At 51.9% G+C, this 15,504-nt stretch carries 18 protein-coding genes; 15 read left to right on the plus strand and 3 right to left on the minus strand.

Going from position 1 to position 15,504, the window contains the following annotated elements; genetic code table 11:
- Window positions 1-80 precede the first annotated feature (80 nt).
- From ACTJI9_RS14765 to ACTJI9_RS14810, 10 genes are all read left to right on the plus strand, one after another.
- Window positions 81-1,772 (plus strand): hypothetical protein, encoded by a 1,692-nt coding sequence (locus ACTJI9_RS14765; RefSeq protein ID WP_440808953.1) that lies wholly within the window; start codon window positions 81-83, stop codon window positions 1,770-1,772.
- Between the two features lie 65 nt (window positions 1,773-1,837).
- Entirely contained in the window at window positions 1,838-3,400 is a 1,563-nt protein-coding gene (locus tag ACTJI9_RS14770; RefSeq protein ID WP_440808956.1) for a hypothetical protein, read from the plus strand.
- A gap of 121 nt (window positions 3,401-3,521) precedes the next feature.
- Window positions 3,522-3,809: an Asp-tRNA(Asn)/Glu-tRNA(Gln) amidotransferase subunit GatC gene (gene gatC, locus ACTJI9_RS14775; protein WP_115053185.1), complete on the plus strand. Its 288-nt coding sequence runs from the start codon at window positions 3,522-3,524 to the stop codon at window positions 3,807-3,809.
- Between the two features lie 7 nt (window positions 3,810-3,816).
- The gene (locus tag ACTJI9_RS14780) at window positions 3,817-4,299 is read left to right on the plus strand and encodes a GNAT family N-acetyltransferase (RefSeq protein WP_440808959.1); all 483 of its coding nucleotides are present in this window, start codon (window positions 3,817-3,819) and stop codon (window positions 4,297-4,299) included.
- A 10-nt stretch (window positions 4,300-4,309) separates the two neighbouring features.
- Window positions 4,310-5,791, plus strand: a complete 1,482-nt coding sequence (gene gatA / locus ACTJI9_RS14785) for an Asp-tRNA(Asn)/Glu-tRNA(Gln) amidotransferase subunit GatA (RefSeq protein WP_115053183.1) — start codon at window positions 4,310-4,312, stop codon at window positions 5,789-5,791.
- Window positions 5,782-6,261 carry an N-acetyltransferase family protein gene (locus ACTJI9_RS14790; RefSeq protein WP_440808962.1) on the plus strand — a complete coding sequence of 160 codons (480 nt, stop codon included), beginning with the start codon at window positions 5,782-5,784 and terminating at the stop codon, window positions 6,259-6,261. Before gatA ends, ACTJI9_RS14790 begins: the two co-directional genes overlap by 10 nt.
- Window positions 6,261-7,055 (plus strand): YdcF family protein, encoded by a 795-nt coding sequence (locus tag ACTJI9_RS14795; RefSeq protein ID WP_440808963.1) that lies wholly within the window; start codon window positions 6,261-6,263, stop codon window positions 7,053-7,055. The genes ACTJI9_RS14790 and ACTJI9_RS14795 overlap by 1 nt, the downstream gene beginning before the upstream one ends.
- Window positions 7,055-8,233, plus strand: a complete 1,179-nt coding sequence (locus ACTJI9_RS14800) for an NAD(P)/FAD-dependent oxidoreductase (RefSeq protein WP_440809348.1) — start codon at window positions 7,055-7,057, stop codon at window positions 8,231-8,233. Before ACTJI9_RS14795 ends, ACTJI9_RS14800 begins: the two co-directional genes overlap by 1 nt.
- Window positions 8,234-8,342: 109 nt before the next feature.
- Window positions 8,343-8,708, plus strand: a complete 366-nt coding sequence (locus ACTJI9_RS14805; protein ID WP_336440177.1) for a GFA family protein — start codon at window positions 8,343-8,345, stop codon at window positions 8,706-8,708.
- A gap of 57 nt (window positions 8,709-8,765) precedes the next feature.
- Entirely contained in the window at window positions 8,766-8,945 is a 180-nt protein-coding gene (locus tag ACTJI9_RS14810) for a flagellar FlbD family protein (RefSeq protein WP_115053179.1), read from the plus strand.
- Here ACTJI9_RS14810 and ACTJI9_RS14815 read toward each other — a convergent pair.
- From ACTJI9_RS14815 to gloA, 3 genes are all read right to left on the minus strand, one after another.
- Window positions 8,942-9,373 (minus strand): DUF2267 domain-containing protein, encoded by a 432-nt coding sequence (locus ACTJI9_RS14815; RefSeq protein ID WP_307284748.1) that lies wholly within the window; start codon window positions 9,371-9,373, stop codon window positions 8,942-8,944. The two genes, ACTJI9_RS14810 and ACTJI9_RS14815, sit on opposite strands and share 4 nt — an antisense overlap.
- A 561-nt stretch (window positions 9,374-9,934) precedes the next feature.
- Window positions 9,935-11,467, minus strand: coding sequence for an acyl-CoA carboxylase subunit beta (locus ACTJI9_RS14820; protein ID WP_440808967.1), 1,533 nt, complete (start codon window positions 11,465-11,467; stop codon window positions 9,935-9,937).
- 138 nt (window positions 11,468-11,605) lie between these two features.
- On the minus strand, window positions 11,606-12,046 hold the full coding sequence (gloA, locus tag ACTJI9_RS14825) for a lactoylglutathione lyase (RefSeq protein ID WP_115053175.1): 441 nt from the start codon (window positions 12,044-12,046) through the stop codon (window positions 11,606-11,608).
- Window positions 12,047-12,312: 266 nt separating this feature from the next.
- On the opposite strand from gloA, the gene ACTJI9_RS14830 reads away from it, so the two are divergent.
- From ACTJI9_RS14830 to ACTJI9_RS14850, 5 genes are all read left to right on the plus strand, one after another.
- Window positions 12,313-12,894 carry a cold-shock protein gene (locus ACTJI9_RS14830; RefSeq protein ID WP_115053174.1) on the plus strand — a complete coding sequence of 194 codons (582 nt, stop codon included), beginning with the start codon at window positions 12,313-12,315 and terminating at the stop codon, window positions 12,892-12,894.
- Between the two features lie 10 nt (window positions 12,895-12,904).
- On the plus strand, window positions 12,905-13,381 hold the full coding sequence (locus tag ACTJI9_RS14835; protein ID WP_307284762.1) for a DUF192 domain-containing protein: 477 nt from the start codon (window positions 12,905-12,907) through the stop codon (window positions 13,379-13,381).
- Window positions 13,382-13,392: 11 nt separating this feature from the next.
- On the plus strand, window positions 13,393-14,154 hold the full coding sequence (locus ACTJI9_RS14840; protein WP_435530128.1) for an alpha/beta fold hydrolase: 762 nt from the start codon (window positions 13,393-13,395) through the stop codon (window positions 14,152-14,154).
- A 209-nt stretch (window positions 14,155-14,363) separates the two neighbouring features.
- Entirely contained in the window at window positions 14,364-15,188 is an 825-nt protein-coding gene (gene cysE / locus ACTJI9_RS14845) for a serine O-acetyltransferase (protein WP_115053171.1), read from the plus strand.
- Between the two features lie 99 nt (window positions 15,189-15,287).
- Window positions 15,288-15,494: a DUF3126 family protein gene (locus ACTJI9_RS14850; protein ID WP_008122972.1), complete on the plus strand. Its 207-nt coding sequence runs from the start codon at window positions 15,288-15,290 to the stop codon at window positions 15,492-15,494.
- Window positions 15,495-15,504: the final 10 nt, after the last annotated feature.

Consider the following 15,504-nt stretch of genomic DNA (forward strand, 5'->3'; position numbering starts at 1 on the left):
GAGTTTGTTAGAGCCGTTGCAAAAGATGATCGCTAGGGTTGTTGACCCTATCGTCAGATAACCGAGCTTTGGAGAATATCTTGCGTAAATTGCTGCTGATTTCCTGTTCTCTGCTGGCGCTAACACCTGCCAGTGCGCAAACGGTCGATGCCAATGGGGCAAAAGAACTGTCAGCTACCTTGTCGAAATATTTTGGCAAAACCGCTCTTGAGAAGAAGGTTCTGAGTGTCAAGCCGGAAGGAGACAGCTACAAAATCACCTTCAGCACAGCCAAGCTGTTGGAGATTTTGCCAAAGCAGGACCTCTTCAAAGGTGACTTCGGCGAATATAGCTTTTTGACCAAGCCGCTGGCTGACGGCTCGTGGGACGTTTCGTCGAAAACCACCGTGAACGGTTCTGTCGAGATAAATGCGCCAACCGGTAAGGAAAGCTTCAAGTGGTCTATCGACAATATGGATCTTCGCGGCGTCTTTGATCCGAAAATCGGCACTTTCTCCAAGGCTACTTCCACGTATGACGGCTTTAAAATGAGTTCGTCATCGTCGACGCAGGAAATGGAAGCCACTGCCGGCAAGGCAAAGGCTGAAATGGCTGCATCTGCTGGCGCGTCGGGAGGAGTGGACTTCACTCAAGTCCAGACAGCCGAGAACTTCAAGGAAACGATTTCATTCAAATCTGACCCGGCAGTTGAAGAGACAGTGACGGATGGTGAAGCCAAACCAGCCGTCCCGACAACACCGGAAGAGTTTATGAAGGTGGGTATCAGTGCTGCCAACCTTGGTGTCGACGCAAAAGGCAGCGGTGTGAGGAATGTTGAGATTCTGGATCTTTGGGCGTTTTTCGTTGCCCATTCCGACGACTTTGCAAAAACACCGGAAGAAAAGACGAAACTTAGCGACGCTGAACAAGCCGAGTTGAAAACAAAATTGCTTGCCGCTTTGCCGCTTTGGGAAAAATTGGCTGGCTCATATCGGTTCTCGGATATGAGCGTCGACACCCCGATCGGCCCATTCGTAACGAAGAACATTTCTCAGGAGGTGAACTTCGACGGCATCAGCAAAAGCGGCGCCTATAATTACGCAGTGCGCACAAATGGACTTCAGTATCCGCCTCTGCCAATTCCTGACTGGACCATTCCTTTCCTTCCAACCGATGTGGAGCTTTCTTTCGGCGCCGCAGGGCTTGATCTCGATACGGTGGTGCGTGGCGGGATCAAGGAGATGGATCTGAACAAGGAGAAGCCGATTTCGGATGCGTTTGCCGAGGAAATGGGCACCGCCTTCATGCTCAATCCGCCAAAGGTCACGATCTCGAAAAGCCTTGTGAGAACCGTAGATGCTGAACTTACCGTCGAAGGCGAGGTCACATTTGCCACGCTAAAGCCGCAGAGCCGGACAACTTGGGAAATGGCAGGGTTTGACAAGCTGGTCGACCGGCTGAACAAGGCATCAGAAGAAGAGCCTGAGATCAAGAATTACATCGTCTTCGTCAAACTGGCCAAAGACTTTGGCAATGAGCTGCCCGATGGCCGCATTCAGTGGATTGTCGACCAGAAAAGCGATGGATCGATCCAGGTTAACGGCAATGCCGTCAAAGGTCCCGATGCAGCCGGAAAGCCGCTGTTTGACAGTTCCATCTTCGGGATTGCTCCCGATGATGATACAACTGCGACAGACGACGGTGCCGCTGCATCGGATGACGATGCCTTGGACACTGAAGATGCCCCGCTGGATAGCGAGCAGCAGGAAGTTGCGCCAGACGCAGCGCAGTAACTTTTCTCGGAGTAAACAACGTTTGATGCTATGAGGAAATTGGCTCGTTAAGTTTGGAGATGTCCTTGCGTAGACTGTTGCTGATTTCCGCTTCGGCACTAGCGATCATGCCTGCCACGGCTCAGACCATTGATGGCGGGGGCGCAAGCGAAATTTTGAATGGCGTGGCAGAGTGGCTTGGCCAACAAAAGCTTGATGAGAAAGTTATCAAGGTGCTGCCGGAAACCGATAATTACCGGGTAACGCTGAGCTTAAATGAAATACTCAAACTATTTCCGAAGCAAGGATTGCTGAAAGGGTACTTTACCAAATTTGATATGCTTGTAAGGCCTATGGCGGATGGAACCTGGAGTGTTTCGTCCGATCAAATTCCGACGGCTTATATTGATCCTGGCGGCATTGTCGGAAATCAAAAAATAAATTTACACACCGGAGACGAGAATTGGACCGGTCTATTTGATCCAGATCTACGCATGTTCCGGACGATCTCATTTGACGTTGACTACCTCAGTATCGGTCATGACGATTCGAATTATTTTGGTCGTTTACGCGCAAAATCAGCCAAAGGAGAACTATCTGTACGTCCAGTGAAATCGGGCGGAATGGATTTTGATCTTCTTCAGACCTTCGGTTCTTTAGAGAATCTTTCTATAAAAAAGCGTCAAAAGGGCGTTGGAAATTCGATGGGGCAGAAACCCGCTTCTCCAGAATCGAACCCACGAACAGCGGTGGTTGCAAAAACGATCCTCCGAAGTGGTTCAGCAAGAGCAGATGTTATAGGGAAAAATATTCGCAACCGTGAAATCTTCGAGTTATTAGCCTTTTTCTCTACCCACGCCGTTGAAAACTCTCTCAAAAAAACGGATCAATTTGAGTGGGGGAGCAAACTCAAGGCAGCTCTGCCGTTTTGGGACAAACTGTCTTTCACGGGACAGTATAGTGACGTTGTTCTAGAAACACCTTTCGGTAATTTCGCTACAAAGAGCGTCTTTCATAGGGTGGCTTCGGACGGGTTTAGTAATAATAGTCAGTTTGACTATGACATCCGGCTACAAGGCTTGGATTATCCGACGCCTGCTTTTTCTGCCGAAAGTTTAGCCTTTCTACCAACGGATATCGAACTGGCAATGGAGGTCGGAGGAATTGATCTCGAAACTTTGATAACCAAGTTAGCTACTGATGTTACGTGGGGGGATGGTGAGAATCGACCATCTCACGATTGGAAATCGTCACCCAGATTCAATATTTCAAAAGGGGTTGCGCACATCAACGGTGCAGAGTTAACCCTTACTGGAGAGGTGATTTTCGCGGCGCGGGCAGCACAGAGGGAAGCTCCAAAATTCGATAGTACCACAACGTGGGAAATGTCCGATTTTGACGGCGTGCTTGGTCGTTTGACCGAGGCATCGGAACGTGAGCCGCAATTGAATAGAATAGCTGCGTTTGCTAGGCTGGCGAAGGCTCTTGGCAAACGTCTGCCTAACGGAGGAAGGCAGTGGATCGTAAGCCAGCGACAGGATGGTTCAATTGTTGTCAATGATAGGCTTGCTGTTCAAGCTGCTCCGATTGAGCCACAGCCCAAGCTTATGGACGAGGGTATTCTTGTGTACCCACAGATGCCACGCTAATGAAACAGCAATTTTGGTACCTTTACCGACTTTTTTGCCGGTCATCCTTAGCGTTGTCCGTTGCGCTTGGGCGTAACGGACACTATAGCTTCAACATCAAAATCTGAATTCAGGAATCCCTATGTCCGTCGATACTGCCACTGTAAAACGCGTTGCGAATCTTGCCCGCATCGCGGTCACCGAGGATGATGTTTCCCGGATGACCGGCCAATTGAATGCGATCCTTGGTTTCGTGGAACAGTTGAACGAAGTGAATGTCGAAGGCGTGGAGCCGATGACGTCGGTAACCCCCATGGCGATGAAGAAGCGCCAGGACGTTGTCACCGATGGCGACAAGGTTGCAGATATCGTCGCCAATGCCCCGACAACCGAAGAAAATTTCTTTGTTGTGCCAAAAGTCGTGGAGTAATTGAACCATGGCTGTTTCCATTGCGATAGAAACACCCTTGCAGGACGATGTGCGCTCGCTGGTAAGCGATCTCAATGATCACCTTTCGCCGCTTTCACCGCTGGAATTCCAGTTCAAAATGACTGTCGAGCAGATGGCAGATGAAGACACGACTGTTTTTGTAGCTCGCGATGAAACAGGCAACGCTATCGGCTGCGGCGCACTCAAAGAACATGATGATGGAATTGGTGAGGTGAAACGCATGTTCACCCGGCCCACCGTGCGCGGACAGCGCATTGGTTCTGCTTTGCTCGATGCAATTACGGCGCTGGCCAATGAAAAGGGCATGAATCGCCTCGTTCTGGAGACGGGCACTACACCGGGCTTTGAACCGGCCTGGCGACTTTATGAACGCTCCGGATTTACCCGCTGCGGTGTGCTGCTTGACTATCCGGATTCCGAATATAGTGCATTTTACGAAAAGCGGCTCGCTTTAGCAGTTGCTCAATAAGGACTTTAAGATGACCGATCTGACCGCTCTCACCATTGCCGAGGCGCGCGACCAGCTGAAAGCCAAGGCGATTACCGCCACGGAACTTACTGGCGCCTATCTTCAGGCAATCGAGAACGCAAATGAGGCGCTGAACGCCTATATCGTCACCACGCCTGAGAAGGCGCTGGAAATGGCGAAGGCATCCGATGCACGGCTGGCGGCTGGCAATGGCGGCGCGCTGGAAGGCATTCCACTTGGCATCAAGGATCTATTCGGTACGGAAGGTGTCCATACGCAGGCCGCATCGCATATTCTGGATGGGTTCAAGCCGCATTACGAATCCACTGTAACAGCAAATTTATGGGCTGACGGTGCGGTGATGCTCGGCAAGCTCAACATGGACGAGTTCGCAATGGGCTCTTCCAATGAGAGTTCCTATTACGGGCCAGTGAAAAACCCTTGGCGCGCAAAAGGCTCCAATGTTGATCTCGTTCCGGGTGGATCATCGGGCGGCTCTGCAGCAGCTGTCGCCGCACGGCTTTGCGCAGGAGCGACCGCAACCGATACGGGCGGTTCAATTCGCCAGCCTGCGGCTTTTACCGGCACGGTCGGAATCAAGCCTACCTATGGCCGTTGCTCGCGATGGGGCATTGTCGCGTTTGCATCGTCGCTGGATCAGGCGGGGCCGATTGCACGCGATGTGCGCGATGCCGCGATCCTGTTGAGGTCCATGGCTTCCGTCGATGCCAAGGATACAACCTCGGTCGATATCGCGGTGCCTGACTATGAGGCGGTTATCGGCAAGCCGCTTGCGGGCATAAAGATCGGCATTCCCAAGGAATACCGCGTTGACGGCATGCCGGAAGAGATTGAAAAGCTTTGGCAGCAGGGCATTAGCTGGCTGAAGGATGCAGGGGCAACCATTGTCGATATTTCGCTGCCGCATACGAAATATGCACTGCCGGCCTATTATATCGTTGCGCCTGCCGAGGCATCGTCAAATCTGGCGCGCTATGACGGCGTTCGCTATGGCCTGCGCGTTCCCGGCAAGGACATTGTCGACATGTACGAAAACACCCGCGCCAAGGGATTTGGCGAAGAGGTGAAGCGCCGTATCATGATTGGCACCTATGTGCTTTCGGCTGGCTATTACGATGCCTATTATTTGCAGGCTCAGAAGGTGCGCACGCTGATCAAGAAGGATTTCGAAGACGCCTTCCATGCAGGTGTCGATGCTATCCTTACGCCAGCTACGCCTTCTGCTGCTTTCGGCATCGCTGATCAGGAAATGAATTCCGACCCGGTGAAAATGTATCTCAATGATATTTTTACCGTGACCGTGAACATGGCGGGCTTGCCGGGTATCGCCGTTCCTGCCGGGCTGGACAGCCGCGGACTGCCGCTGGGTCTCCAGCTGATCGGCCGTCCATTCGACGAAGAAACTCTGTTTCAGACCGCTTATGTGATTGAACAGGCGGCAGGCAAGTTCAACGCGCCGAAATGGTGGTAATCAGGCGCGCCACAGAAGCTGACATAACAGCAATCGCTGCTGTCGGCTCCAGCGCTTGGGCATCAAATATCTTTTCGTTTGAACCGGAACTGCCCGGCATGCGCATGCATGTCGAAAAGGCTTTCAGGGAATTCGCACGAAGCTCTTACAATACGGTACTGGTGGCTCAATTGGAGCAGAGGGTGCTTGGCTGGGGCGCTCGGGAAGAAAATAACGACTATATTTCCGATCTTTGGGTGGACCCGGCCGTGCAGGGGCAAGGGGTCGGATCGTCGCTGCTGCGTGAAATGATGGCGGCAATTCGACATGCGGGGTACTTGAAGGCGCGCATCAGCACGCATGCCCGCAATATCGGCGCAATCAGACTCTATCAGCGCGAAGGCTTCAATATTGTCGAACAAGGACCGGAATGGTCTACAAGTCTTGAACGTGAAATTGACAAAGTGCAGATGCTGGCGGAGCTCAAATAGTGTTTTTCGTGCTTTCAAAGGTCTTCTGGTTTTTCGCCCAACCGCTGAACTTCGCTATCATTTTCATGGGATTGACTTTCCTGCTGCTCATCTGGCGCTGGCGGCGTCTGGCAATGGCAACGGCTGCTATCGCATTTCTTGTTCTGGGACTTGGCGCGTGGACGACGCTTGGTGCTTTAATGATCAATCCGTTGGAGGATCGTTTCCAACGCCCAGACGCACTTCCGGCAAAGGTGGATGGCATAATCGTTCTTGGCGGCGGCTTTGAAGGCGGTGTAAATCTGGTGCGCGGCGGCTATGAACTCAATGCCAGTGGCGACCGCTTTGTCGAGGCTGCCATTTTGGCGCGCAAACATCCGGAAGCGAAGGTTGTCGTTACGGGTGGAACAGGCACATTGCTTTTGGATGGCGAAGCCGATGGCGTGACCGCGCCGCGCCTGCTGACAGCTCTTGGCGTAGCACCAGAGTGCCTCATTCTCGAAAGCAAGTCGCGCAACACTTACGAAAATGCACTATTCACAAAGCAGATAGTAGACGCGAAGCCGGGCGAAACCTGGTTGCTCATCACCTCGGCATTCCATATGCCGCGGTCGATCGGCCTGTTTCGCAAAGCGGGGTTTGACGTGGTGCCATGGCCAGCGGATTATCGCGCATCTGGTGCCGAAACCATTGGACTTGCAGAAGACAACCCACAGGATTCATTGCAGAATATGGCGATTGCTGCGCGCGAATGGGCAGGGCTGCTGGCCTATTGGCTGGCTGGTCGAACTGAACAATTATTGCCTGCGCCATGATAAAACAAGTTGACGTTCTCATCATAGGCGCAGGCGCGGCTGGCATGATGTGCGCTATTGAGGCGGGCAAGCGTGGACGTTCCGTGCTGATCATCGATCATGCCGCAACACCAGGCGACAAAATACGCATATCCGGTGGCGGCCGCTGCAACTTCACCAATATTAACGCGGCGCCGCAAAACTACATCAGCAAAAACCCGCATTTCTGTATCTCGGCTTTGCGCCGCTATACGCAGCGCGATTTCCTCGCTCTGGTAAACAGATACGGTATTGCCTGGCACGAAAAGACCCTCGGTCAGCTTTTCTGCGATGGTTCAGCCAAGCAGATCATCGATATGCTGGTAACAGAAATGAGGCAGGCCGGGGTCGAGTTACGGTTGCGCACTACGATCGATTCCATAGTAAGGGAAGATAATGGGTATCTGGTTGATCTGGCCGGAGACAAGGTGAGATGCACGTCACTGGTCGTCGCGTGCGGTGGGAAATCCATTCCGAAAATGGGTGCAACCGGCTTCGGCTATGATATCGCCCGCCAGTTCGGCATGAATATTACAGACACACGTCCTGCACTGGTTCCGCTTACCTTTGACGAAAACACACTTGCTCCGTTGAAACCGCTATCGGGTATTTCGGTCGATGCAGTGGTAAGCCACGGCAAGACAAAATTTGCAGAGGCAATGCTCTTCACCCATCGCGGATTGAGCGGTCCATCCATATTGCAGATTTCTTCTTATTGGCGGGAAGGCGATACGATCAGCGTCGCCATGTTGCCCGGTGTGAAAGTGTTTGATGCTTTGCGCGCAGCGCGAGTCCGCAATGGCCGACAGGCATTGCAAACAGCCCTAAGTGAGCTTCTGCCGAAGCGTCTGGCGCAGTTGATTGCGGAAAATAGCGGCATTGACCGGCATCTGGCTGACCTGACCGATAAGCAATTGCTGGCGGTCGAAAAAGCGGTGAATGAATGGCAGGTGAAACCTGCAGGTTCGGAGGGCTACCGGACTGCCGAAGTGACACTTGGCGGTGTCGATACGGATGGCCTGGACCAAAAAACTATGGAAGCAAAGTCAGCGAAAGGTCTTTATTTCATAGGTGAGGTTATCGATGTAACCGGTTGGCTGGGTGGATATAATTTCCAATGGGCATGGTCTTCCGGCTGGGTGTCAGGGCAAGTGGTTTAGGGCAAAATCACTCGCGATAAGAACGAATTAGCACAAAGCCTGCTGACATGAGGTTGTCAGTGGATGTGCTATATCGATTCCAGGAGACATGTTCAAACGGGAGGAAATCATGGCCATTTTTGCCAGTTGTCACTGCGGTGCAATCAAGCTCGAAATCAGCGAAGCGCCGGAGTCGGTCACGGTGTGCAATTGCACTTTCTGCACCAAGCGGGGTGCGCTCTGGGCTTATTACACACCCGACCAAGTGACAATTTCGGTGAAGCCGGAAGCCGATGCCATTTATTCCCGCAACGGCATGAACAAGCATCATCATTGCAATGTTTGCGGCTGCGGTACTTTTTCGGAAGTACCCAACTGGGTGGATTTCAAACCGGATTTTGAGAATCCGCGCGTCAGCGTGAATGTCCGGCTCTTCGATGATTTTGATATTGCGTCGTTAAGGGTAGATCACATTGACGGAAGGAATCTCTGGTAAATTATTGCTTCATTGAGAGAATCCTGCTTCCTTGGTCGTATACAGGGAGGTATGGCCATGTGGATCAAACTCACAGACGTTAATGGCGATCACATCACGCTGAATTTCGACCATGTTGTTTCGTTCAATCCCTATGGAACGGGGACTCATATCGTGACAATCACGGAAGGACTTACCTTCTTCGTCAAAGAAACCGCCGAAGACATCCAAAACAAGGTTGGCGTAAAAAGCAGCTAGAGATCTTGTCGATGTTTTGACCAGATCGGCTTTAGAGCAGTTGGCAACTGCTCACCTGCCATCTTGGCATTATGCGGATCGAGATGCTGGGCGATAGTGGCGAGCACATCGCTAACAATGGTCTCGGGCGGGCTGTGATGCGCCGTGAGATTATCATAGACTTCTTTGGCAAGTTGCGCTTCCGACTGCAAAGGAAGCGCAAGAGCGGGCCGCCATCCTTCTAGAAATAGACCGCGCGGCAAAGGCGGCAGCGCGTCCGCAAATGTCAGTATCTGGTCCGTGTCCATGTGGCGGCGCAAACCATGCATAACGCCGCGCATGCTCGCAAAGCTCTGATTGTGGGTCGAAAACATGGATTTCGCTTTGAGCGCAGCCAACCAATCTTGAAATTGTTTCGAAGCCTGAACGATCTCTTGTGGTTGTGTCATGCGCGGTCTCGCTTTCCTCATGATGTAGAAGCCAGTTAAGCGTCATTTTTTGACATTTTTCGGGTCAGGTCCACCACCGATAGCAGGCGAAAGCGCGGATGCCGACGTCGCAGGCGTTTTTCTGGGCTTAGCGGAACCTTTTACCTCGGGATCGGTTTATTCAAATACAAGTCAAAATTGGATACAAATAGTGATTTGTTAAATCGGTTTAGTTTCTCTAGAAGTTCACTATGCAACGGAATATAAACTGTATGCCGGTAGAGGATTACTCTCGCTGAGAGTATTTTTAATGGAGGTATCAAAGAATGATAACAATAAATAAAGATACATCGTCAACAATTGGAACAAATGCACTTAAGATTGCACAAGTGGCCAAAGTTAAGCCTGCGCTGGTAAAAGCTGCGGCGAAACTAAGCGAGCCATGTGACAAGCGTACAATTTCCCAGATTTTACGTGACTCAAGCGGCGGGTTCAGCTTCCGCAGGTAATTTTTAAGTTTCATACACGGCATCGAAGGCTCCCCATGGGAGCCTTTTTATTGTGTGGCTCTGCTCGGTATTATTAGAGCGGAATATTATCGTGCTTCTTCCAGGGATTTTCGAGATCCTTATTGCGCAGCATGCGCAATGCCCGTGAAATCCGCTTACGAGTGGAATGGGGCATAATCACCTCGTCAACATAGCCGCGCTCGGCAGCGACGAACGGTGACAGGAAGCGATCCTCGTAACGCTTGGTGTGCTCGGCGATTTTCTCGGCATCACCAATGTCTTTCCGGTAAATGATCTCGACAGCGCCTTTTGCGCCCATGACGGCAATCTGGGCGGATGGCCAGGCGTAATTGAGGTCGCCGCGCAGATGTTTGGAGGCCATCACATCATAGGCGCCGCCATAGGCCTTGCGGGTAATGAGCGTGATTTTAGGAACCGTTGCTTCCGCATAGGCAAAAAGCAGTTTGGCGCCATGCTTTATAAGCCCGCCATATTCCTGCGCGGTGCCCGGAAGAAAGCCCGGTACATCGACAAAGGTTACGATCGGAATGTTGAAACAGTCGCAGAACCGGACGAACCTCGCGGCTTTGCGCGACGCATCACTATCGAGAACGCCGGCCAGAACCATTGGTTGATTGCCGACTATGCCGACGGTGCGACCTTCGATACGGCCGAAGCCGATCACGATGTTTTTGGCAAAACTTTCCTGAATTTCAAAGAAGTCGGCCTCATCGACAGTTTTGCGAACCAGTTCCTTGATGTCATAGGGCTTGTTCGCGTTATCGGGCACCAGACGATCCAATGAGTAATCCATTTCGTCTGTTGGCTGATAGCATTCGATTTGAGGCAGTTCGGCAGTGTTCGAAGCCGGGAGAAAATCGATCAGACGGCGCATCTGAAGCAGTGCCGCCACGTCATTGTCATAAGCGCCATCGGCGATAGATGATTTGGTCGTGTGGATTGATGCTCCGCCAAGCTGTTCTGACGTCACAGTTTCATTGGTGACGGTTTTCACAACGTCCGGCCCTGTGACGAACATGTATGAAGTGTCGCGGACCATGAAGATGAAATCGGTCATGGCTGGCGAATAAACATCGCCGCCCGCGCAGGGACCCATAATCACCGAGATTTGCGGAATGACGCCGGAGGCCAGTACATTGCGCTGGAAAATTTCCGCATAACCGCCCAGCGCGGCAACGCCTTCTTGAATGCGTGCACCGCCCGCATCGTAAAGCCCGATGACCGGCGCGCGATTGCGCAATGCCATATCCTGGATCTTTTGAACTTTTTCCGCGTGGGCTTCAGAGAGTGAGCCGCCGAAAACGGTGAAATCCTTGGCGAAGACAAAGACGGTCCGGCCATTGATAGTACCCCAGCCGGTAACAACACCATCGCCAGCAAATTTGGTGTCCTGCATACCAAAATCAGTGGAGCGGTGTTCGACGAATGTGTCAAACTCTTCAAAAGAGCCTTCATCGAGGAAAATATCGATACGTTCACGCGCTGTGAGTTTGCCGCGCTTGTGTTGCGCTTCGATACGGGCCTTTCCGCCACCTTCGCGCGCAAGGGTCCTGCGACGCTCAAGCTCGATAAGCACATCCTTCATAGCGTTCCTCCACATTGACCATTTCTGATAACAGGAGACGTCAAGGCTTGGAAGATGCCGGGGATTGAATTTAGCCGGGTTGCGGTTTTCGCCTGCCCCGAACGACCGGGCAGGCGATGTATTGTGTAGTAGTGCAGATTACCAGGAGCCGGTGTTTGGCATGGATAGCCATGGTTCCTGTGGCGCCAGTGCAGGCCCTTTTTGGATAAGCTCAATCGAGATGCCATCGGGCGAGCGAATGAACGCCATATTGCCATCGCGGGGAGGCCGGTTGATCACCACGCCTTTGTCTGACAAATCCTGACAAGTTTTATAAATGTCATCCACGACATAGGCGAGGTGACCGAAATTGCGTCCGCCCGTATATTCTTCAGGATCCCAATTATAGGTCAATTCAAGCTCGGGAGCACGTTCAGCGGCAGAACGGGTTTCATCTTCCGACGCGGCCAGGAAGATCAATGTAAACCGGCCTTTTTCGTTTTCCGTGCGGCGAACTTCTTTCAAGCCGAACTTGTTGCAGTAAAAATCCAGCGATTCATCGATGTCGCGAACGCGAACCATAGTGTGAAGATAACGCATCTTTTGCCTTTGAATTCTTTTCATGGGATTGAAATAGCAACGTCTGCTCGCCAGCAAGGGCAAGTGACTGGCAATATCGATAACACTAATTGCTTACGCAAACAAATCTGTGAGCTAATTTGACGAGACTGATTGAGGATAAACACGGGTTTTGGTTATAGTTTGAAAGAAAACATCAAGATGATGCTTGCTCTCCGCTATCGGACCGGTGTTATTCTTCAACAAGAGAATCAGTGTTTAGTTTATGGAGAGGAGGGGATCGCTTCATGTCAGACAGAACAGTATCGACCCAGATCTCTCATAACGACCAAGGCGCAAGCGACAGTCTTGATCTTGTCGAGATTTCAGGCTCGATAAAATGGTTTGACGTTGCCAAGGGATATGGTTTCATAGTTCCCGACAATTCTGATCTTCCCGACATTCTGCTCCATGTAACCTGCCTGCGCCGCGATGGCTTCCAGACCGCGCTGGAGGGTGCGCGCGTTGTTTGCGAGGTCAAGCAGGGCGAGCGTGGTATGCAGTGCTTCCGCGTAAAGTCGATGGACAATTCGACTGCGGTGCATCCGACCGAGTTACCGCCAGTGCGTACCCATGTCACGGTAACGCCTTCGAGCGGGCTTGAACGGGTTCTCGTCAAGTGGTTCAATCGCACGAAAGGCTTCGGGTTTCTAACGCGGGGCGAGGGTACGGAAGACATTTTCGTTCACATGGAAACGCTGCGTCATTTCGGTCTCACTGAACTGCGGCCCGGACAGGTCGTCCTTATTCGTTTCGGCAATGGCGAAAAAGGTCTTATGGCTTCGGAAATTCATCCTGATATCGGCACGCAGATGCCGGTCTCCCACTGAAGATCAGTTGATGAATCGTCTGAGATTATCTCTGGCCGCCGTCATATTCTGCTTGATTTCCGCTTTTCCGGTGCTGGCACAGCAGATGCCCATGCATTTGCCCATCGATCCTGTTGCGCTGACCATTAATACGGCCAAGGGCGATGTGCCTTTCACGGTCGAAATCGCCGATAATGAGGAGGAACGTCAGCGCGGATTGATGTTCCGCACGGACCTTAAAGACAATAGCGCGATGCTGTTTGTTTTTGACCAGGCCAGGCTGATCTCCATGTGGATGGAAAATACGCCGTCGGCCTTGGATATGCTGTTTCTCGATCATGGCGGGCGCATTACTGCAATCCATCAGAACGCCGTGCCGTTTTCGCGTGATGTGATTTCGTCCGGCGGTCCGGTGAAATTTGTTGTTGAGGTAAAGGCTGGAACCGTGCAGCGTCTCGGTTTAAGAGTTGGCGATAAGGTGCGGCATCCCGCAATTGCAGCCAAATAACGGACGGAAAAATGCAATTCTTTGAAAATGACGGCTTAAAACTTGCCTATATTGATGAAGGCGAGGGCGAACCGATCCTGCTTATTCACGGCTTTGCATCATCGTCATTATACAATTGGATTCAGCCGGGCTGGATTTCCACTTTGACCGCATCGGGATACCGGACAATTGCTATCGACAATCGTGGTCACGGCAATTCCGATAAGCCACATGACAAGTCAGTTTACACACCAACCCGCATGGCTGGGGATGCTGCGGCGCTGCTCGATCATCTCGGTATAAAGTCGGCTCATGTCATGGGGTACTCCATGGGTGCACGCATTAGTGCTTTTCTTGCCCTTAAGCATCCGGATCGCGTGCATGATCTGGTGTTTGGCGGCCTTGGTATTGGCATGGTCGAAGGTGCCGGGGACTGGTCGCCGATAGCCGAGGCTCTTCTGGCAGACGACCCTGATGCAATTACTCATCCACGCGGCAAAATGTTCAGGATGTTTGCCGACAAGACCAAGAGCGATAAGATCGCGCTGGCTGCGTGCGTTATCACCTCCAAGGAAGAGATTAGCGCAGAAAACATGGCGCGCATCAAGCAGCCAACGCTTGTAGCTGTCGGCACCAAGGATGACATTGGCGGCAGCGCGCAAAAGCTTGCAGAGCTGATGCCCCAAGGTGAAGCAATCGATATTCCGAACCGTGACCATATGCTGGCAGTAGGCGACAAGGTCTTTAAAGAGGCGGTGCTGGAGTTTCTGAAGCGTAATCCCATTACTGTGTGATTTGCGATCCGGAAATGCTTCATTCCTTGCGAAAAAGCACAGTTTAACTTACCCATGGCGATGCTGGCATTGATCAGCATCAGGCAGGTGAATGGTATCTTCAAAATTTCTTGCGCTTGCGGCACTGGATTTTGAGGTGTCAAGAAACCACTTTTGCCGTATAATCCGTTGCAGAGTATAAAATTCGGCTGAATGCCTGGAGCTAGAAAATGTCAGCAAGCCTTCCTATAAAGATGACTGGATCGATCAAACAGATCGACCCGATCTGGCATGCGATCCGGGCCGAGGCAGAAGAGGTCGTGCGCAATGAGCCGCTGCTTGCGACATTTCTTTACACTACCATCCTGAACCATCAGTCGCTGGAACAGGCGGTTATACATCGTATTTCCCAGCGCCTTGACCACCCGGATGTGGAGTCGGAACTGCTGCGCCAGACGTTTACAGCCATGCTCGACGCCAATCCTTCCTGGTCGCAGATTTTACGCGTCGACATACAGGCTGTTTATGACCGCGATCCGGCATGCACGCGGTTTATGGAGCCCATCCTTTATTTCAAGGGGTTTCAGGCTATCCAGACCCATCGTCTTGCGCACTGGTTGTGGCATGAGGGTCGTCATGATTTTGCGCTTTATCTGCAAAGCCGCTCATCTTCAGTTTTCCAGACAGATATTCATCCCGCAGTTCCCATGGGGCAGGGCGTGTTTTTCGACCATGCAACGGGCATCGTTGTGGGCATGACGGCTGTTATTGAAGACAATGTTTCAATCCTGCAGGGCGTTACCCTTGGCGGCACGGGAAAAGAGACCGGCGACCGTCATCCGAAAATTCGTAATGGCGTGCTGATTGGCGCAGGAGCCAATATTCTTGGCAATATCGAAATTGGTCATTGCTCAAAGGTGGCATCCGGTTCGGTCGTTCTGAAGCCTGTCCCGCATAATGTGACCGTGGCTGGTGTGCCTGCCCGTATTGTGGGGGAAGCAGGCTGCTCGGAGCCTTCGCGCGCCATGGATCAGCTCGTTACCAACTTCGAATAAGCCTGGTTCTTACCACTAACCATTGCAGTCAACCCTTTACAGGGCGCCATGCCACATGGCAAACCGCTCTGACTCGACGAATAAGACAGGAGATTTTAGGTGAAACCCGAAGAACTGAAAAAACTCGACAGCTACTTCAAGCGGACATTCCGCAACACGGAGTTGGTAGTGAAGGCTCGCCCGCGGAAAGATGACTCCGCAGAACTTTATCTGGGCGACGAGTTCCTCGGTCTGATCTACAAGGATGAAGACGAAGGCGAATTGTCTTATAATTTCTCCATGGCAATCCTGGAAATGGACCTTTAGCCCATTCTTA

This window comes from Phyllobacterium sp. 22552, assembly GCF_052044585.1.
GTDB lineage: Bacteria > Pseudomonadota > Alphaproteobacteria > Rhizobiales > Rhizobiaceae > Phyllobacterium > Phyllobacterium ifriqiyense.